The organism is Halorubrum kocurii JCM 14978 (genome assembly GCF_000337355.1).
GTDB lineage: Archaea > Halobacteriota > Halobacteria > Halobacteriales > Haloferacaceae > Halorubrum > Halorubrum kocurii.
Window position 1 is genome coordinate 15851 of record NZ_AOJH01000055.1, and the last position, 18269, is coordinate 34119.

At 70.5% G+C, this 18269-nt stretch carries 20 protein-coding genes; 9 read left to right on the plus strand and 11 right to left on the minus strand.

Annotation, left to right across the window (positions count from 1 at the left end; translation table 11 throughout):
* Positions 1-25: 25 nt before the first annotated feature.
* Positions 26-1897, minus strand: a complete 1872-nt coding sequence (locus C468_RS08255; RefSeq protein ID WP_008848431.1) for a site-2 protease family protein — start codon at positions 1895-1897, stop codon at positions 26-28.
* Positions 1898-2035: 138 nt separating this feature from the next.
* Between C468_RS08255 and C468_RS08260 the strand changes: the two genes are divergently transcribed.
* Positions 2036-2275 carry a hypothetical protein gene (locus C468_RS08260; RefSeq protein WP_008848432.1) on the plus strand — a complete coding sequence of 80 codons (240 nt, stop codon included), beginning with the start codon at positions 2036-2038 and terminating at the stop codon, positions 2273-2275.
* A gap of 45 nt (positions 2276-2320) precedes the next feature.
* On the opposite strand, the gene C468_RS08265 is transcribed toward C468_RS08260, so the two are convergent.
* The 3 genes from C468_RS08265 to C468_RS08275 all read right to left on the minus strand — a co-directional run bounded on the left by C468_RS08265 (position 2321) and on the right by C468_RS08275 (position 5895).
* On the minus strand, positions 2321-3994 hold the full coding sequence (locus C468_RS08265; RefSeq protein WP_049912141.1) for a methyl-accepting chemotaxis protein: 1674 nt from the start codon (positions 3992-3994) through the stop codon (positions 2321-2323).
* A gap of 159 nt (positions 3995-4153) precedes the next feature.
* Positions 4154-5137: a 5,10-methylenetetrahydromethanopterin reductase gene (locus tag C468_RS08270; RefSeq protein WP_008848434.1), complete on the minus strand. Its 984-nt coding sequence runs from the start codon at positions 5135-5137 to the stop codon at positions 4154-4156.
* Positions 5138-5139: 2 nt separating this feature from the next.
* Complete coding sequence (locus C468_RS08275; RefSeq protein ID WP_008848435.1) at positions 5140-5895, minus strand: coenzyme F420-0:L-glutamate ligase; 756 nt, start codon at positions 5893-5895, stop codon at positions 5140-5142.
* A 453-nt stretch (positions 5896-6348) separates the two neighbouring features.
* Between C468_RS08275 and C468_RS08280 the strand changes: the two genes are divergently transcribed.
* Positions 6349-6852: a DUF367 family protein gene (locus tag C468_RS08280; RefSeq protein WP_008848436.1), complete on the plus strand. Its 504-nt coding sequence runs from the start codon at positions 6349-6351 to the stop codon at positions 6850-6852.
* A gap of 64 nt (positions 6853-6916) precedes the next feature.
* Positions 6917-7390, plus strand: a complete 474-nt coding sequence (locus tag C468_RS08285) for a redoxin domain-containing protein (protein WP_008848437.1) — start codon at positions 6917-6919, stop codon at positions 7388-7390.
* Positions 7391-7832: 442 nt separating this feature from the next.
* On the opposite strand, the gene C468_RS08290 is transcribed toward C468_RS08285, so the two are convergent.
* Positions 7833-8195, minus strand: coding sequence for a DUF5518 domain-containing protein (locus tag C468_RS08290; protein WP_008848438.1), 363 nt, complete (start codon positions 8193-8195; stop codon positions 7833-7835).
* Positions 8196-8343: 148 nt separating this feature from the next.
* Between C468_RS08290 and C468_RS08295 the strand changes: the two genes are divergently transcribed.
* The 3 genes from C468_RS08295 (at position 8344) to C468_RS18575 (ending at position 10192) form a co-directional block, all read left to right on the plus strand.
* Positions 8344-9414: a hypothetical protein gene (locus C468_RS08295; RefSeq protein WP_008848439.1), complete on the plus strand. Its 1071-nt coding sequence runs from the start codon at positions 8344-8346 to the stop codon at positions 9412-9414.
* Between the two features lie 131 nt (positions 9415-9545).
* Positions 9546-9845 (plus strand): hypothetical protein, encoded by a 300-nt coding sequence (locus tag C468_RS08300; protein ID WP_008848440.1) that lies wholly within the window; start codon positions 9546-9548, stop codon positions 9843-9845.
* A 170-nt stretch (positions 9846-10015) separates the two neighbouring features.
* Positions 10016-10192 (plus strand): hypothetical protein, encoded by a 177-nt coding sequence (locus C468_RS18575; RefSeq protein WP_008848441.1) that lies wholly within the window; start codon positions 10016-10018, stop codon positions 10190-10192.
* A 46-nt stretch (positions 10193-10238) separates the two neighbouring features.
* On the opposite strand, the gene C468_RS08305 is transcribed toward C468_RS18575, so the two are convergent.
* A complete protein-coding gene (locus tag C468_RS08305) occupies positions 10239-11303 on the minus strand; it encodes a type II glyceraldehyde-3-phosphate dehydrogenase (RefSeq protein WP_008848442.1) in 1065 nt (354 codons plus the stop codon).
* Positions 11304-11481: 178 nt separating this feature from the next.
* On the opposite strand from C468_RS08305, the gene C468_RS08310 reads away from it, so the two are divergent.
* On the plus strand, positions 11482-12432 hold the full coding sequence (locus C468_RS08310) for an aminopeptidase (protein WP_008848443.1): 951 nt from the start codon (positions 11482-11484) through the stop codon (positions 12430-12432).
* A 357-nt stretch (positions 12433-12789) separates the two neighbouring features.
* On the opposite strand, the gene C468_RS08315 is transcribed toward C468_RS08310, so the two are convergent.
* A complete protein-coding gene (locus C468_RS08315; RefSeq protein ID WP_008848444.1) occupies positions 12790-13701 on the minus strand; it encodes an HVO_0234 family beta-propeller protein in 912 nt (303 codons plus the stop codon).
* 23 nt (positions 13702-13724) lie between these two features.
* The gene (locus tag C468_RS18375) at positions 13725-13889 is read right to left on the minus strand and encodes a hypothetical protein (RefSeq protein ID WP_161609726.1); all 165 of its coding nucleotides are present in this window, start codon (positions 13887-13889) and stop codon (positions 13725-13727) included.
* Positions 13890-13916: 27 nt separating this feature from the next.
* Here C468_RS18375 and C468_RS08320 point away from each other — a divergent pair, with 27 nt between their 5' ends.
* The gene (locus tag C468_RS08320; protein ID WP_008848446.1) at positions 13917-14900 is read left to right on the plus strand and encodes a nucleoside recognition domain protein; all 984 of its coding nucleotides are present in this window, start codon (positions 13917-13919) and stop codon (positions 14898-14900) included.
* Between the two features lie 68 nt (positions 14901-14968).
* On the opposite strand, the gene katG is transcribed toward C468_RS08320, so the two are convergent.
* Positions 14969-17131: a catalase/peroxidase HPI gene (gene katG, locus C468_RS08325; protein ID WP_049912140.1), complete on the minus strand. Its 2163-nt coding sequence runs from the start codon at positions 17129-17131 to the stop codon at positions 14969-14971.
* A 237-nt stretch (positions 17132-17368) separates the two neighbouring features.
* Here katG and C468_RS08330 point away from each other — a divergent pair, with 237 nt between their 5' ends.
* On the plus strand, positions 17369-17614 hold the full coding sequence (locus tag C468_RS08330) for a DUF2249 domain-containing protein (RefSeq protein WP_008848448.1): 246 nt from the start codon (positions 17369-17371) through the stop codon (positions 17612-17614).
* A gap of 97 nt (positions 17615-17711) precedes the next feature.
* Here the strand turns inward: C468_RS08330 and C468_RS08335 are convergent, their stop codons facing one another.
* Positions 17712-18002, minus strand: coding sequence for a hypothetical protein (locus C468_RS08335; RefSeq protein ID WP_008848449.1), 291 nt, complete (start codon positions 18000-18002; stop codon positions 17712-17714).
* Positions 17999-18269 (minus strand): hypothetical protein (locus C468_RS18840; protein WP_206536740.1); only part of this gene is annotated, 271 nt, incomplete at its 5' end. The genes C468_RS08335 and C468_RS18840, both read right to left, overlap by 4 nt.

An 18269-nucleotide genomic window follows, 5' to 3' on the forward strand; every position in this document is an offset into this window, starting at 1 on the left:
TCAGACCCTAGGGTCCGAGTCCGAGCTAGAGCAGCCCGAGCGCCATGAGGATCTGGTTGCCGAAGATCATCATGACCAGCCCGGCGAGCATGACGAGCCCCGACGAGACCGTGATCGTCCGGACCGCGGCGTGACGGTCGGAGACGGGGACCCGGCTGATGACCGCCTCGGCGACCATCCGGAGGATGCGGCCGCCGTCGAGCGGGAACGCCGGGAGGCAGTTGAACAGCGCGAGCTGGATGTTGATCCAGCCGGTCCAGAAGAGGAGGTTCGCGAGCAGGAACGTCCCGCCGCCGAGCGCAGCGAACGCGCCCTCGACCACGAAGAAGTTGGTCACCTCGCCGGTGAACCCCGCGAAGTTGAACGGCAGCCCGAACAGGCTGCCGAGCGGGAGGATGAGCGAGGCAAACACGAGCCCGAGCGGCGAGCCCGTGAGCCCGGTGAGCGCGAGCCCGTCGCTCGCCCCCTCGCCGCCGTCGCCGCCGAGCAGTTCGAGGTACGCGCCGGCCGGGTACTCGGAGACGCCGAAGTCGTCGAGCGCGAGTCCGCTCGATCCGGGGAAGACGCTCACGCCGACGAACCCGCCGTCGCGGTTCGGGTGCGGGTCGAGCTCCGCGTCGTAGCTGACGCGCTCGTCGTCAGGTCCGTACGCGACGACCTCCGCGGTCGTCCCCGGCTCGCGCTCGCCCAGCACGCTCGAGAGCTCGTCGTTGTTCCGAACGCGCTCCCCGTCGATGGAGACGATCGTGAGGGGATCGCCCAGCGGGGCGCCAGCCGCGTGGAGCGGCCCGTTCTCCTGTACCCCGAGGGCGTACGCGCCGATCGGGATCTCGGTCGTCTCGGACTCGACCGTGGCGTTTGCCGCGCCGTCCGCGTCGACGGTCACCGTCGCGCGCTCGTCGTCGCCGACGGCGTCGAGGAACTGCCCCTCGGTCGCCACCGACTCGCCGTTGACGGAGACGATCTCGATCGGCTCCGACTCGATCGTCACGCCCAGCGGGTTCCCGCCCGCGGAGCCGATCACCTGGAGCCGTCGGTCCACCTCGACGGTCCGCTCTCCGTCGCCGTCGTCGGCCGTGACGCTCACGGTCTCGCCGGCGTTTGCGAGCGCGGTCTCAAACTCCTCGGCCGTGTCGACCGGCGTCCCCCCGACCGCGACCAGCCGGTCGCCGCCGGCGATGCCGGTCGCCGCGGCCGGCGACTCGGGGGTCACCTCGCCGACTGCGTAGCCGGGAGCCGGCGCGATCGCGCCGACGACGGGACCGAAGAGGAGTGCGAAGACGAGGACCGTGAGGACTGTGTTCGCGGTGACGCCCGCGGCGAACATCCGGGCGCGGGCGCCCCGCGAGGCCGCCTGCGTCGCCTCCTCGTCCGGCTCGACGAAGGCGCCGACCGGGAGGAGCGTGAAGAAGACGAGCCCCATCGACTCGATGTCGATCCCTTCGACGCGGCACAGCAGGCCGTGTGCCCCCTCGTGGACGACCATCGCGATCGCGAGCCCGCCGACGATCTCGGGCGCGACCGACAGGGGGAGGAAGTCGTTCACGCCGGGGATGATGAGGAAGTTCTGCGGCTGCTGGATCGCGGAGGGCTGGACGGTGCGGATCGCGGAGAGCGCCGACGAGAGGATGAGGGCGAACGAGCCCACCATCGCGACGAGCGCGCCGCCGAGCCCGAGGTTCGCGACGGCCCGCCAGAGCCGCTTCGGCGCGGCGAGGCGGTTCAGGAATTCGCGGCCTCGGAGGGTGCGAAGGGTCAGTACCGGTCCGGAGACGCGGACGGCCTCGGGGAGGACCCCGCGGTTCCGAAGCCAGATCGCGGCCGCGGAGTACGCGAGGACCCCCGTGAGGACCCACAACAGCGTGTTCGCGGCGAACAGTTCCGACAGGGCGTTCATGACCGGTAGGTCCGTGTCGGTCGGGTGTAAGCCGTTCGGTTATCACAACCGCGCGCCGGCCGCGCCCGCCCGTTCACCCCGTCGGGAGAGACGGCCGCGAACTCAACGCCCAAGTACCCCCCGGTCCAACAGTCGGTCATGATAGCGCTCACCGACTTCGTCACCCGGCTCGTCACCGATGTCGGCCGCTTCGTCGACATCTTCCTGAACGACCTGATCCTCGGTGCGGGCGACCCCGTGTCGGCGCTCCTCGTCGTCGTCGGACAGGTCCTGCTCGTCGCCGCGGTTGCCGCGATCGGCTACGCGGCGGTCGGCGCGCTCCTCCAGGAGATCGGCGTGACGCTCCCCTCGCTCGGCGGTCGCGGTCCGGCCGAGTAAGCGCGTCCCGATCGCGGGGGTCTCTTTCAGTCGTCGTTAGCGCTTTCAGTCGTCGTCAGCGCCCGCGACGGTCGCTCCCCGCGCCTCCGCTTCCGAACGTCCGCCCTCCGACGCGGTCGCGCCCCCGGCGCCGCCGTCCGGGACCGTGAACTCGTCGAGCGTCGCGAGCAGCTCGTCGGACTGGTCCGAGAGCGCGTGGACCCGGCGAGTGACCTCCGACACCGTCGCGGTCTGCTCCTCGGCCGCGGCCGCGGCGGTCTCGGCCTCGGCCGCGGTCTGCCGGCTCACGGACGCGATGCCGTCAACCATGTCGACGACCTCCTGCGTCGTCCGCGCCTGGTCGTCGGTCGCCTCACTGATCTCTTGGACCGTCTCGTCGACGGTCGTCACGTCCTCGACGACCTCCTCGAACTCCCGGAGCGTCGACTCGATCGTGTCGACGCCGTCCGACACCTGCGACTCCATGGCGTCCACGTCCGCGGCGGTCTCCGCGGACGCGGCCTGCACCTCGTCGATGCGCCCGGAGATCTCGGCGGCCTCCTCGCGGGTCTCCTCGGCGAGCGCCTTCACCTCGTCGGCGACGACCGCGAAGCCGTCGCCGGAGCCGTCGGCCCGGGCCGCCTCGATGGAGGCGTTCAGCGCGAGCAGGTTCGTCTCCTCGGCGATCCCGTCGATCACGGTGGCGATCTCGTCGATCTCACCGATCCGCTCGACGAGGTCCTCGACGGCCGTCGCCGTCTCGGCGATGCCGGCCTCGAGCGCCTCAAGCTCCTCGATCGCCTCGGCGGCCTCCTCGCGGCCGGCCCGCCCCCGATCCGCCGCGTTCCGAGCGGTCGCGGCCGCGTCGTCGGCCGACGCCGCGATCTCCTCGACGGTCGCCGAGAGCGTGCTCATCTCGCCTGAGACCGACTCCAGCGCCTCGGTCTGCTCGGCCGCGCCGTCGCTGATCTCCTGGACCGAGCGCGCGACCTCCTCGCTGGCGTCGTCGACCTCGTCCATGCTCGCGCGCACGTCGCCGCTCGCGTCCGCGACCTCGCCCGTGAACGACGCGACCTCCCCGACCGTCCCGCCGAGCGTGGTCACGAGCCGGTTGTAGTTCCCGACGAGTTCGACGTACCGGTCCTCGTCGGTCGCGAGCGCGCCGTCGTCGATCGTCGCGGTCAGGTCGCCGGCCCGCGCGCGCCCCGCCGCGTCGCCGAAGGCGTCGACGAGCGACTCAAGCTCCCTCGTGTGCGCCTCGAGGTTGGTGGCCATCTCGTCGAGCGAGTCGCCGAACGTGCCCGGCACGTCCTCGTCGAGCAGCGGGTCGTCGAACTCCTGTGCCGCGAGCGCCTCGGCCTGCGCGGAGACCGTCCCGAGGTAGCGCTCGACCGCCACGAACGAGTTCACGAGACTCCCGATCTCGTCGGGCTGTTCGCTGCCGGCGAGGCCCGGCCCGGAGCCGCCCGCCGTACCGACCGCGTCGATATCGCCGGCCGCGATCGCGTCGGCGCCGGTCTCCAGCTGTCGGAGCGGGGCCACGAAGTCACGCCGCACGATGAGCAGCGTGTTGTAGATCGCGACGACGGCGCCGAGGAATAGAACGGCGGAGATGACGTACGAGAGCGTCCCGGAGATCAGAAACTGCGTCAGGAAGATTCCGACGGTGGCGAGAAACTGGATCCCGACGGCGGTGACGACCTTCCGCTCTATCGATTCGGAGATCCCCAAGCGGTCCATCATCCCCCACAGGAGGGCCTCGTACCCCCCCCGGACCCCCGAGCGCGGCCGCGGTGTCGTCGACATGCCAGCAACTCGACGCAAGCGGCTTATGAACCTCACCCCGGAGTTATCAGGCGCGATTCTCGATTCCCGGTCGTCGAGAACGCCGAGCCCGATTTAAAAGAGCCCGTCCACGGCCTCGGCCGCGAGGTCCACCGCGTCCTCCAGCTCCGGGCCGAGCGGCGAGCCGACCACCAGCCCGTCCGCGTGGTCGGCGAGGGCGGCCGCTCGCTCGCGGACGGTCTCGGGGGTGCCCGCCATGCAGAACGCGTCGATCATCGCCGGGGTCACGCGCTCGAAGGCCGCGGAGAACTCGCCGGCCGAGACGCGGTCGCCGATCTCGGCGGCCGCCTCGGGGTCGATCCCGTGGCGCTTCAGGACCGGCGGGGCGGCGCCCCCGGCGATGAACGCGACCGGCGGGCGGGCGGCCTCGCGGGCGGCCGCCGCCTCTTCGGCGACCGAGACCGCGGCGTACGCGATCAGGTCGAAGTCGCCGCGGCCGTCGGGCCTGTCGGCGAGCCCGTCGTCGACCTGCTCGCGGGCCCACGCGAGGTCCTTCGGATGCGAGCCGTTGTACAGCAGCCCGTCGGCGTGTTTCGCGGCCATCCGGCACATGTGCGGGCCCTCGCCGCCGACGTGGACCGGGATGTCGGCGCCCTGTGGCGGCTCGTAGTTGAGCCCCGCGCCCGCGGCGTCGAAGGTACCCTCGCGATCGACGCGCTCGCCGGCCCACAGCTTCTGGGCGGTCTTGAACGCCTCCAGCACGGGGCGGAGCCCGCGCTCGTCTTCGAGCCCGAGGTTCCGGAGCGTGGAGGGGTCGCCCGGGCCGAGCCCGAAGACGGAGCGTCCCTCCGACAGCTCGTCGAGGGTTGCGAGCTTCGAGGCGAGCGTCACGGGGTGGGTCTCGTAGGGGTTGGCGACGCCCGGGCCGAGCCGGACCGACTCGGTGGCGGTCGCGAGCTGCGAGAGGAACGCCCACGGGTCGCGGTTGTTGTAGTGACACGTCGAGTAGACGGCGTCGTAGCCGGCGTCCTCGGCGCGGACGCCGAGGTCGACGAGGCGGTGCAGGTCGTGTTCGGGGGTGAGTTCGATGCCGAGCATGGTTACTCCTGAAACGTCCACTGCCGGAGGGCCTGTCGCACGAAGTCGCCGTCGACCGCGCGGAAGTGGTTGTCCGAGCCGTCGTGGTCGCCGAACGCCCAGTCGCGGACGACGACGACCGGGGTGCCGCCGTCGCCCTCGCCGGCGACGAGGTTCGCCGCCGACGCGAGCTCGTCGATCACGTTCTGGACGGTGACGCCCATCTCGCGGCCGTCGCGGTCGCGCTCGCCGCGCCAGTCGCGGCTGGCGGGCATCCCGGCCCAGCCGATCGCGACGCCGCGCTGGCCGTGTCTGAAGGGGCGCCCGCAGGTGTCGCTGACGACGACGCGGTCGGCGGCGACCCCCTCGCGGATCCGTTCCGCGCTCTCGGAGGGGCGCTCCGGGAGCAACAGCAGGTCGCCGCCGGGGACGTTCGACCGGTCGATCCCGGCGTTGACGCCGATGTGGCCGAAGCGCGTCGCGGTGAGGAGGAACGGGGCCTCCATGATCAGCTCCGTCGACTCCTCGATGACGGCCTGCGCGAAGCGCGGGTCCTTCTCCTCGCCCGCGATGTCGGCGAGCCGGCCGGCGACCTCCTCAGCGCGCGGGCTCGCCGGGAAGTCGTCGAGGTCGAAGACGCGCCCCTCGGCCTTCGAGACGACCGTGCTGGCGACGACGACCACGTCGTCCGCGCGGAGGTCGACGCGCTCCTCGATCATGGCCGCCAGATCGTCTCCCTCCCGGATCTCCGGGAGGTCCGGAACCGCGGACAGCTCCATGTGATCCTCTGGGGTGCGACGAGGAAAAACCCCGCCGGTACCGGGCCGGTTTGACGCTATCTGGAGCCGTTTGCAGGTACGGGGTAGGGTTCGAGCCGAAGAAAAGAACAATCAAAATATACATATAGTTGCTTTCCCCGAGAAAAATAATCTGTTTTTCGTGACTAAAGCCGAAATAGCAAACGTGTATTAGGAGATTAGCGAGATAATGATTCTTTGAGCCGAACAGTTATGCGCGGTGAGCCGCGAGCACCGCCTGCGATGAGCGAACCAACCACCGAAGACGAATCGGATCCGATCGAGACGCAGACGCGCGTCCCGTCCGAAAGCGACGATTCCGAGCCGATCGTGACCCAGACCCGCGCCCCGTGACTGGGCGCGTCCGACGACTCCGAGCATTTTTCAGCTGAGTCCGTCCGCACGGCTTATACACGGCTCCCCCGAACGCCGGGTGTGGACCTGCACGTCCGGTACGAGGGCGACGACGACCCCGACAAGTGCACGGCACGGAAGCTCGCGCGCTTCGACCTCGCCGAGCTGCACCGCTCCGACCGGGCGACCCCCTACGGCGTCGTGCTCAACCCCCACGCCGAGCGCGCGCTCTCGCCGGCCGACGCCGACCGCGCTCGCGAGAACGCGCTCGTCGCGCTCGACTGCTCGTGGGAGTCGGCGGGCGAGAAGATGTTCTCCCTGCCGGGCGAACACCGCGCGCTCCCGTACCTCGTCGCCGGTAACCCCGTGAACTTCGGGCGGCCGATGCGGCTCACCACGGTCGAGGCGTTCGCGGCCGCGCTCGCCATCCTCGGCGAGCCCGAGCACGCCGAGCGAATCATGGCGAAGTTCACGTGGGGGGAGACGTTCCTCGAGCTCAACGAGGAGCCGCTCCGGCGGTACGCGGACTGCGAGGACTCGGCCGAGGTCGTCGCGATCCAACAGGAGTACCTGGATCGGGAGTAGCCCCGACCGCGGGCTACCGAGAACGCGGCAAGCCTTTTGCACGAGTCGCTCGTACTACACGACGATGGTATCTACAGGCGACGCCGCACCCACGTTCACCGCGAAGATCGGCACGAGCGACCACGAGCCGTTCGATCTCGACGACCACATCGGCAACGGCCCGGTCGTACTCGCCTTCTTCCCCGGCGCGTTCACGCCGCCGTGCACGAACGAGATGGTGGCGTTCCAGGAGCGCGCCGCCGAGTTCGAGGACGCGGGGGCGACGCTGTTCGGTGTCAGCGCCGACTCCCCGTTCTCGCAGGGCGCGTTCCGCGAGGAGCACGGGATCGAGTTCGACCTCGTCAGCGACATGGGCGGCGACGCGATCCGAGCGTACGGGCTGGAGATGGACATCGCCGACCTGGGCCTCCACGGGATCGCGAACCGCGCCGTGTACGTGATCGACGACGACGGCGAAATCGCCTACGATTGGGTCGCCGACGACCCGACGAACGAGCCGGACTACGACGCCGTCCTCGACGCGGTCGAAAGCGCGTAGGACGTACTTGGCTGGTGAGTAGCGGAGCCGGTCACTTCTTCGTTCGGTCATTTATAAGCGACTGACGACGGATCGAGGATGAATGCGTTCAAAGCCCCAGCTGCTCGCTTACAAATCGTTGACAGCGGATCGACGGTGAACACCTCCAAAGCCCCAGCCGGCGAGGACGACGCACGCTCGCTGCGCTCCTCACTCGATCGCTCGCGCTGCTCGCTCCATCGTTGCGGTGCTTACGTCGCCTGCGCCGTCCTCGCCGGCTGCCCCTTTGAGTCCCACCCCCGACCGCACAGCACCTCACGCCTCCCCAGCCTCGTCGCTCGCCAGAGGCGAGCGACTCCCTCGCACCGTCGGCTCGCGGCCCTCCGGGCCGCTCACCGGGGCGCGCCGACAGCAGTTACACTCTCACGGAGTCTCCGATCCAGATGACCTCAGAAGATCCGACTCAGTCCCCGAGCACGCCGCCGATCGCGCCCGCGAGCGCCGAGTCGATCGCGAACAGCAGCGTCAGCAACAGCCCGACGACCAGCACGCCGGCGCCGCCGAGCAGGCTCCCGACGGGACCGCCCGCGAGCCCCACGAGCCCGCCGAACGCGGCGAGCAGCAGCGTGACGACGACCCCGCTCACCGACCCCGCGAGCAGGCCGTGCCACGTCCCCGAGAGCAGCCCGCCGCCGGCGACGTAGCCCGCGACGAACCCCCCGATCAGCCCCGCGCCGATGTGGCCGACGACCGGAGCGAAGCTGGCGAGGAGCCCGGCGATCAGCATCACGACGAACCCGTAGCCGACGGCGCGCCAATCGGTCATACGCTGTCGTACCCGGCCGCGAGGTAAATACTCGCCGCCGAATCGGTTCAAACAATCTACAGCCAAGCGCGACGGGGGCGGCGGCGCCGAGTGACGAGCGCGCCCATGACGACCGAAATTTAAGCCATCACCGATCTAACAGGTACCCATGCCCTCCGAATTCGGCGCGTCGAGCGACGGAACACAGTCGCCGGCGGATCCGGAACGCGATGCCGATCCGGAACGCGATGTCGATCCGGCACGCGATGTCGATCCGGAGCGCGATGCGGATTCCGAAGTCGACGCGACCGCGGTTCCCGACTCCGATCCCGACATGGCGCCCGTCGAGTGGGGGCCGGTCCGCTTCGAGCGCCTGCGGTCGCTGGCGCTCGGCGCGAGCGTGACTGTCGCCGGGCTCGTCCTCTCCGCGCTGCTGTTCGCCGGCGTCGGGATCGTCGCCTCGCGTCTCGGGGGCGGCGCCTCGCCGCTGGGCGGCGGACCCTCGACGCCGACGTGGGCGCTGCTCGTGCTCCTCCTCGTCGGCGGGCCGATGTCGCTTTTGTACTGGCTCGTTGCGTACGACCAGACCTCACCGGAGCGGCGTCGGGAGCTCCTCTCGCAGTTCGGTGACTACTCGTTCGACCCCTCGACGATCCGGATCGGCTGGACGCTCGCCGGCGCGGGCGTCGTGCTCGCGGTCGGGGCAGCGGCGATCGTGTCCGACCCGGTTTCGGGCGCGCTGTCGCTGTTCTCGGGGCTCGCCCCGTTGCTCGTCGCCTTCGCCGCGCTGTTCCCGGCGCTCGTTGGCTCGCGCGGGACCGACGTGCGCCTCGACCCGGCCGCCGAGACGATCGAGCGGACGTCCCGGAGCCACGACCGGACGCGCGCGGACGACCTCGGGTCCGCGATCCGCACGCGCCGGATCGACCTCCCGTGGACAACCGTGTTCCTGCTCGCGTACCGCGGGAACGCGTGGTACCGGTCGACACCGTGGCTGTTCGTCCCCTCCGACCTCGCCGCCGACGTGGAGCGGGGACTGGACGCGACCCTCGCGCGGAGCGACGGTCCGGACCGGGCCACCGTCCCGGAGCGCGTCACCCTCGCGCTCCTCGGCTCCGCCTCGCTCGTCGTCGGGTTCGTCATGGCCGTCGCGGCCGGCGAGGGCGCGGCCGGGGCGCTGTTGGCGCTCCTGACGGCGCCGTTCAGTCTCCTCTTCCTCGCGCTCGCGGCCCGGCTGTAACCCCCGCCGAGGCCGGCGGGCCCGTCGATCCGAGACCGGGACCGTCGATCCGAGACCGGGACCGGCTGTCGACACCGGATGTGAGACCCCCTACCACGCGACTCATATACTCCGGTCCCGTAGGGCCGCGTATGGACCGACAGCGTCTGGAGAAGGCCCTCGAGGCGGAGTTCGACGGGACCGAGGCCGAGCGGCGAGCGGTCGCTCGGGCGGCCCAAGACCTGGCCGACTCGGGACGGCCCTCTCGGGACCGCGGTCACGGCCTCACCGTTCCCGGCGTGATCGACCACCTCGGCGACGCGCCCGACGGCTCCTCTGTCGTCGAGCGTTGGAACTGGTGGTTGGGTGCGCTCGACGCCGCCTACGGCGGTTACGACTACTTCACCGTGCGGTTCGTCGAGGGCGACGAGCAGGCGGGGCTCCGGCGGTAGGACGCCCTCTGACTCGGCGTCGCCCCTCTGGAGGACCCCTCTGGCTCGGCGTCGCGCTCTGACAGTCCGCCGGGCGCTCCGTTCGCGCGCTCGCGCCGCCGACGCCTCTACTTTCACTTTCACTCCGCGGATGGCTCGCTTATAACCCCGATCCGGACCTCCGTCTCGGTATGAGCGCGACGAGCCGCGACCGACCCCGATACGCGACGCCGACCCGCGTCGACGTCACCGAGTGTCGGACCGACCGGATCGCCGACCGGGTGCGACGGAACCGCGTCCGCGGTAGCGAGGTACACCTCGAACGCCGCGGCGGGCGCACGTTCCTCGTGACGACACCCGCGGAGTGAGCCAGGCGGAGTCCGCCGTGACGCCGACCCCGACGGACCCCGCGAGTCAGTCGTCTGCGGGAACCTGCCCGCGGGCGGACCCGTCGTCGGACAGCAGGCTGTCGAGCCCGACGCCGAGCGCCTCGTTCGTCCGCGCGACCGACTCCTCCCGCGAGACATCGGTCGCCAGCGTCCGGACCGCGTCGACGTTCTCCGGCACCACGTCGGCCTCCTGGTGGATGTTCTGGAACAGGTAGAGGTCGCGTCCCTGCACGCTCACCGACTCCTCCCAGACGCAGTTCTCCCAGAGGTCGCCGCGCGGTCGCCCCACGTCGGCCGCGTAGTCCTTCAGCGTCCCCGCGCCGTCGATGCCGGCGTGTTCGGGGATCAGGAACACCCGCGTCTCCGCGCGGAGCAGCTCCCGGACCGCCGCCGCGGTCGGCTCTCGTTCGAGCGTCACGTTGACGCTGTGGGTGTGCATCCCGGTGACCGGCGCCTTCAGCGCGGCCGTGTCGACCGTGACATCCGGTAGAACCGCGTTCACGTCGGGACCGTGGTGCGAGGGGACGGCCGCCGGGTCCGGCACCACGTCGTTTATCGGGCCGCGTCCGGTCTCGCTCGGGTCGCCGCCGCGGCGCACGAGGGTCACTCTGGCCTTCTCGACGCCGTACGCCTCGTCGAGCGGGGCGAGCAGCCGCGAGAGGCCGGTCGTGTTACACGAGACGACGCGGAGCGAATCGGCGTCGCGGATCGTCCCGCTCGCGCGGGCGTTGAAAGAGGCGTCCGCGATCCCGGCGTCCTCGCCGCCCTGGTAGATCGCGGGCGTGCCGTGGGCCTCGTAGGTCGGTCGGTTGCGCTCGCCGACCCCCGCGGGCGCGCAGTCGACGATCACGTCGACGGCGTCCAGCAGGTCGCCGAGGGTGCCCGCGGTCGCGAGGCCGGCCTCGTCGAACGCGGCGGCTCGGTCGTCGATCGCCGCGTACAGGTCGTAGCCGTGGCGGAGCGCGCCCTCGGCGCCGTAGTCCGGACTCGTCTTCGTTACGCCGACGAGTTCCATGTCGGGTTGGGCCGCGACCGCGTCCGCGACGCGTTTCCCGATCGTCCCGTACCCGTTGACGCCCACGCGTATCATGGATCCCGGTCGCTCGGGGAACAGTATAATCTTTTCGAGAGATGCAAGAAGAAATTAACTACGGCGAGAGTAATCGGTCAGTTAATTCGCGTGCAGTGACGGTGAAACTGAATTTCGAAACGGAGTAAATTCGGTGTCGATGAGAAGGACTAACGCCCGGCGCCACGGATCGGTGGGTATGTCGAGTGAACTCGCGGAAGCAGCCGAGACCGCCGTCGAGCAGTGTCTGCGCGTCGCGCCCGGGGAGTCTGTGGTCGTTGTCACCGACGACACGCGCGAGCGCATCGGCGAGGCGCTCTACGAGGCCGCGAGCATCGTCACTGACGACGCGACGGTCCTCCGGTACCCGCCCGCAGACCAGCACGGGACCGAACCGCCCGCGCCCGTCGCGGCCGCGATGGCCGAGAGCGACGTCTTCCTCGCGCCGACGGCGAAGAGCCTGAGCCACACCCGCGCTCGCGGGAGCGCCTGCGAGGCGGGAGCGCGCGGCGCGACGCTGCCCGGGATCACGGAGCCGGTGTTCACGACCGGGCTCGACGCCGACTACGCCGCGATCGACGCCGCCTGCGACGACGTGCTCGCGCGGGTCGCCGACGCCGACGAGATACGGGTGACCTCGCCCGCGGGCACCGACATCACGTTCGGCGTCGGCGACCGCGAGTGGCTCGCCGACACCGGAATGGTCCACGAGCCCGGCGACTTCTCGAATCTGCCGGCCGGCGAGGTGTTCATCGCGCCCGAGACTGCGACCGGCACGTACGTCGTCGACGGGACGATGATGCCCCACGGCCTGCTCGGGACGGGGAAGGAGCTGGTGTTCGAGGTCGAAGACGGCCTCGTCACCTCGGTCGGTGACGACGCGGTCCGCGCGGAGCTCGAGGCCGCCGCTGAGTCGGTCGGCGACGCCGCCTACAACCTCGCGGAGCTGGGGATCGGGACCAACGTCGGCGTCGACGAGCTGGTCGGCTCCGTGCTCTTAGACGAGAAGGCGGGCGGCACGGTCCACATCGCGATCGGCGACAACGCCGGCATCGGCGGCGAGACCGACGCGCCCGTCCACCTCGACGGGATCCTCCGGAATCCCACGGTGTACGCCGACGGCGAGGAGATCGAACTGCCGAGCGCGTAGCGCGGGCGCGCAGATCGGAGTCGAGTGTGCCTTTATAAATGACTGGGCGGTGGCGCGTGCCTCTGAGCGCCCACCGGGCGCGAAGAGCACGCGCGAGGGAGTCGCGAACGAAGTGAGCGACAGGGCGAGAGCGAAGCTCTCGCTTGCAACCGGACGTAGTCCGGTGACAGCGTGGCGCGCAGCGCCACGGGCAGCCGGCGGCGAAGCCGCCGGCGACGAGGCCGGGGAGGCGTGAAGCTACGGGGCGGTTGCTGGCGGGGGGGGGACTCAAAAGGTCCGCCTCGCGGCTGGGGCGTTGACGGTGTTTACCACTGATCGGCAGTCAGCTATTTATAAGTAAAATCGCGACACGATTCGTCACTCCACCGCCGCAAGAGCGACCCCCGCGACCCCTGGGACACCGACGACCTGATGCCGCCAGCCGTCGCCGGCGTCGACGCAGAGCGTGCCGGCGTCGGTGACCGCGACCGACACGCCGGGACCGTAGCCGAGCGCGACCGGCTCTTCGTCGACCGGGAGCTCCGAGGGCCGCCACGTCTCGTCGTCCCACTCGGCGTCGTCGGCCCCGTGGACGAACAGGGCGCCGTCGGCGACCGCCATCGCGTGCCCGTCGCCGTCGGCGGCGACCGCGGTCGCGTCGCCCTCCAGCGCCGTCATCCACCCGTTGCCCAGCCAGTACATGCCGGCCGTCGTCGCCGCGAGGGGCATCCCCGCTCCCGCCACGTCGCGGGCGTCGTCGAGGCCGACCGCGGTGAGCGCGCGCGGCGCGCTCGCGCCGTCGTCCCGGGTGACCCGGTGGACCCCGTCGCCGGCGGCGACGAGGGGGCCGTCGATCGCGCGCGGGTCCGAGACGGTCCCGACCGAGGTCGCCGCCGACTCGGAGCGGTCGTCAGCGACTTCGACGCGGTCGATCTCGCCGCCCTCGCCCGCGACGAGGAACGCGCCGTCGTGGACGCCGACCGCGACGAGCGGCTCCGTGCCGACTGGGGCCGCGTCGACGGGCTCGAACGCGAGGTCGTCGCCGACGGGCGCGACCCGGAGGCCGTCGTCGGTCGCGACGCCCAGCAGGTCCGGGGCGTCTCGCCGCGGGAGGACCGCGGCGTCGCGGGCGGGATCGCGCGCGACCATGTCGAACGCGCCGATCTTGTCGGCCGAGAGCGCCACCCGGACGACGCCGCCGTCGGTGGCGACGTACGCGTCGGTGCGGCCCGCCGTCCCGGCGTACACGCGCTTCTCCTCGATCGAGATGTCGTCTTCGGCGGGTGCCATTGCCGGGCGTTCGGTCGGGGGTCTCATAAGCCCCGCGCGGCGAGGGCGGCGGTGACGGCGGTAAGGACGGTGACGGCGGTGAGGACGGTGACGACGGTGAGGACGGTGACGGCGGTGAGGACGGTGACGACAGATGGCGGCAGTGGCGGGCTCCCGCTCCCCGCCGGTTCGCCCGTTTCGATGGCCATTAGGTCGCCGCCCGCGAACCGCCGGTCGTGCAATCGGTCGCCGTCGAACTCGTCGCCCTGCTCGCCGAGGTGGCCCCCCGGCTCGCGCGCATCGCGGCGTTCATCGCGGTCGGCGTCTTCGCCGCCAACGTCGCGGTCGCGTTCGGCCTGATCCGGTACGTCGCCGGGCTCGCCGGGTGGCTCACCCGCCCCGCGAACCTCCCCGACGAGGTCGGCACCGCGATCCTCACGACCGCGGCGTCGACGACGGCGGGGTACGCCACGCTCGCCGAGTACCGCGAGTCCGGACTGCTGGACGACCGGGCGACGCTCGTCGCCGTGACCATCAACACGTTCTTCGGGTTCGTCCAGCACGTCTTCACCTACTACATCCCGGTGTTGATCCCGATTCTGGGCGCGGAGACGGGGGTCGTCTACGTCTCCGCGCGGGCCGGAATCGCGCTGGCGATCACCGTCACGGGCGTCCTCGCGGGCGGCGTCCTGCTGTCCGAGCGCAACGTCGACCGCTCCGCGCTCGCCGACGTCGACGCGACCGGTCCCGACGCCGACGACCGCACGAACCGGGAGCGCGTGCGCGAGGCTGCGGAGAAGTCGTGGTCCACCCTCCGGCGGATCGTCCCGCGGCTCGCGGTCGTCTACACCCTCGTGATCGGCCTCGTCACCAACGTCGACGTGGAGGCGCTGACGAGCGTCGCCGAGCCGATCACCGGCGTCTTAGGGCTCCCCGGCGCCGCGGTCCCCGTGATCGCCGTCTACACCCTCGACACGACCGCCGGCGCGGTGACGCTGTCCGGCACCGCCGAGGGCATTTTCACCGTCCGGACCGCGGTCGCGAGCCTGCTCATCGGCGGGATCCTCTCGTTCGCCGTCTCCACGTTCCGGCGCTCGATCCCCTTCCAGTACGGGATCTGGGGCGCCGAGTTCGGGACGAAGGTGATCGCCGTCAACACCGCGCTGAAGCTCGTCTTCATCTCGGCGACCGTCGCGCTGCTGCTCGCGCCGGTGTGGTAGGCGGGTCAGGGACGACGCGGCCGTCACTGCGAGGGCCGACCGCTCGCGGCGAACGACCCCCTATCGACCTATTCTAGGTCGAAGCGGTCGAGCCGCATCACCTTCGTCCAGGCGTCGACGAAGTCCCGGACGAACTTCTCGTCGGCGTCCTCGCTCCCGTACACGTCCGCGATGGCGCGGAGGCGAGAGTGCGACCCGAAGATGAGGTCCAGGCGAGTGGCCTCCCACTTCACGTCGCCGGTCGCGCGGTCGATCCCCTCGTACACGTCCGCGTCGCCCGCGTCGTCCGCGCCGTCAGCGACGGGCACCCACTCGGTGCCCATGTCGAGCAGGTTCACGAAGAAGTCGTTCGTCAGCGTCCCCGGGCTGTCGGTGAGGACGCCGCGGTCCGTGTTCTCGTATGTGGCGCCGAGCGAGCGCATCCCGCCGACGAGCACCGTCATCTCGCTGGCGTCCAGGTCGAGGAGGTCCGCCTTGTCCACGAGGAGCTCCTCGGGCTCGTGGCCGATGTCGTCGTCGATGTAGTTCCGGAAGCCGTCGACGCGCGGCTCGAGCGCCTCGAACGAGTCGACGTCGGTCCGTTCCTGCGAGGCGTCGGCCCGGCCCGGCTCGAACGGGACCGTCACGTCGACCCCGGCGTCGGCTGCCGCCTGCTCGACGGCGGCGTTCCCGCCGAGGACGATCAGGTCGGCGAGCGAGACGCGGACGTCGTCGTCGCGCGAGTCGTTGAACGCCGTCTGGATCCCTTCGAGCGTCTCCAGCACGGTCTCGAGCTGCGCCGGCTCGTTCACGTCCCAGTTGCGCTGGGGGTCGAGCCGGACGCGCGCGCCGTTCGCGCCGCCGCGCTTGTCGCTGTCGCGGTAGGTGGACGCCGAGGCCCACGCGGTCTTGACGAGCTGCTGGCGCGTCAGGTCAGCGTCGAGGATCTCCGTTTTGAGCGCCGCGACGTCCTCGTCGCCGATCAGGTCGTGGTCGACCTCGGGGATCGGGTCCTGCCAGATCATCTCCTCGTCCGGGACCTCCGGACCGAGGAACCGCGACGGCGGCCCCATGTCGCGGTGGGTGAGCTTGTACCAGGCCTTCGCAAAGTTCATCCCGAACGCCATCGGGTTCTCCTGGAACTCCGCCATGATCTCGCGGTAGTCGGGGTCGCGCTTCAGCGCGATGTCGGTCGTGAGCATCATCGGCGTGACGCTCTCGTCGGGGGCGTGGGCGTCCGGGGCGCTGCCGTGGAGCGACTCGTCCGTCGGCGTCCACTGCCACGCGCCGCCGGGACCCTTCTCGGGCTCCCACTCGTACTCGAGCAGGTTGTCGACGTAACCCATGTCCCACTCGGTCGGCGAGCCGGTCCACGGGCCCTCGATCCCGCTCGTGATGGTGTCGCCGCCCTTGCCGCTGCCGTGGTCGTTCTCCCAGCCGAGGCCCTGCGCCTCGATGGGCGCCGCCTCCGGCTCGGGACCGAGGTGCTCGTCGGGGTCGTCGGCGCCGTGCACCTTCCCGAACGTGTGACCGCCGGCGATGAGCGCGGCCGTCTCCTCGTCGTTCATCGCCATCCGGTCGAACGTCTGTCGGATGTTCTTCGCCGACGCCATCGGGTCGGGCTGACCGTCCGGCCCCTCGGGATTCACGTAGATGAGGCCCATCACGGACGCGCCGAGGCCCGGCTCGATCTCGCCGGGCTCGTCGAATCGCTCCTGGGTGTCCATCTCGGACTCCGGGCCCCAGTAGGCCGAGTCGTCGGGGGCGAAGGCGTCCTCGCGGCCGCCGGCGTAGCCGAACGTCTTGAACCCCATCGACTCGATAGCGACGTTGCCGGCCAGAATCATCAGGTCGGCCCACGAGATCTTGCGCCCGTACTTCTGCTTGATCGGGAGGAGCAGCCGACGCGCCTTGTCGAGGTTCGCGTTGTCCGGCCAGCTGTTAATCGGAGCGAGCCGCTGCCGGCCACCGGCGGCGCCGCCGCGCCCGTCCGCCGTGCGATACGTCCCGGCGCTGTGCCACGCCATTCGGATGAAAAGCGGCCCGTAGTGGCCGTAATCGGCCGGCCACCAGTCCTGCGAGGAGGTCATCAGCTCCTCGAGGTCCGCCTTCACCTCGTCGAGGTCCAGCGACTGGAACGCGTCGGCGTAGTCGAAGTCGTCCGCGTGCGGACCGGGGTTCTGGGCGTTCTGATCGAGGATCTCCAAGTCCAATTGGTTGGGCCACCACTGTTTGGTGCGCTTCTGAGACATTGAGAGTCGTCAGAGCGTTCCGTCACGTCGAATAAAAAGGTGTTCAATTTCGAGAGATAAACTAGACAAAAACAACCACTATTTCGATGTTGAAAATATATGTTTCTACAATATAAAACCATGCTACTTTGTTACGTCTGTCCGGCGCCCACTGCCCGACGCCCGCGACGGCGAGGCGGTGTCCCCGAACGTGTTCGGCTCAACACGAATTCGGACGGGCCCCGACCCTCCGATCGCATGTCGAGACTCGACGTCCGCGAGATCCCGCCCGTGAACCGCCACGACAAGATACACGAGGAGTTCGACGGGATGGACCCGGGGGAGACGCTCACCATCGTCAACGACCACGAGCCGGAGCCCCTGTACTGCGAGATGGCGGCCGAGGTCCCCGCATTCGACGAGGAGGCGTACGAGGTGCGTCGGAACGCGCCAAACGAGTTCGTCGCGGAGTTCCCGAAGAGCGAAGAGCCGAAGAGCCAGTGACCCGCGACTGAGGCCGCGGGCGTTCAGTCCGCCTCTCGGTGTGGGCGCCAGCGAGACGGCGGCGGCGCTTTTCCGGAGCGGCTACGGCTCACCGAGGTCAAAGAGCCGGCGGACCGCTCGCGGCCGAGCCCGCGCCGCCTCGCCGCTCTCGCTCCAGCGCCCGGTCCGGGGCGGCGGTCAGCCGCCCGACGAGGGCGGACCCGAGTTCCCGGACGGTCTCGCGCTGTTCGTCGGTGAGGTCGCCGCGCGCGTCGAGCGTCGTAACGGCCTCTTCGACCTCGCGCCGCTCGATCTCGGCCGTCCGACGGCGGAGGCGCCGCTGGAGGCGCTCCGGGTCGGGTGCGGTTCCGGGCCGGTCCGGAGAGGGGTCCGCCTGATCGGTGCTCATACCCTCACCACCGCCTGCGACGGGGTGCGTATTCTCCCGAACGTATTCGGGGTGACCGCGCGCTCGACTCGCCTCCGACCCGGTCGGTCGGTAGCGGGTTTCTGAGAGCAGGTTTCGGGGAGCGGGTTTCCGGGAGCGGATTTCAGCAGTTTTCGAGGCGGAGCCTCCGGCCTCAAGTAGCGAGGGGTTCCGACGCTCAGTCGGAAGCGCGACGCGAGTAGGCCGGAGAGGAAGCCGACACGAACTTTCGCAACCACTATGTTACAC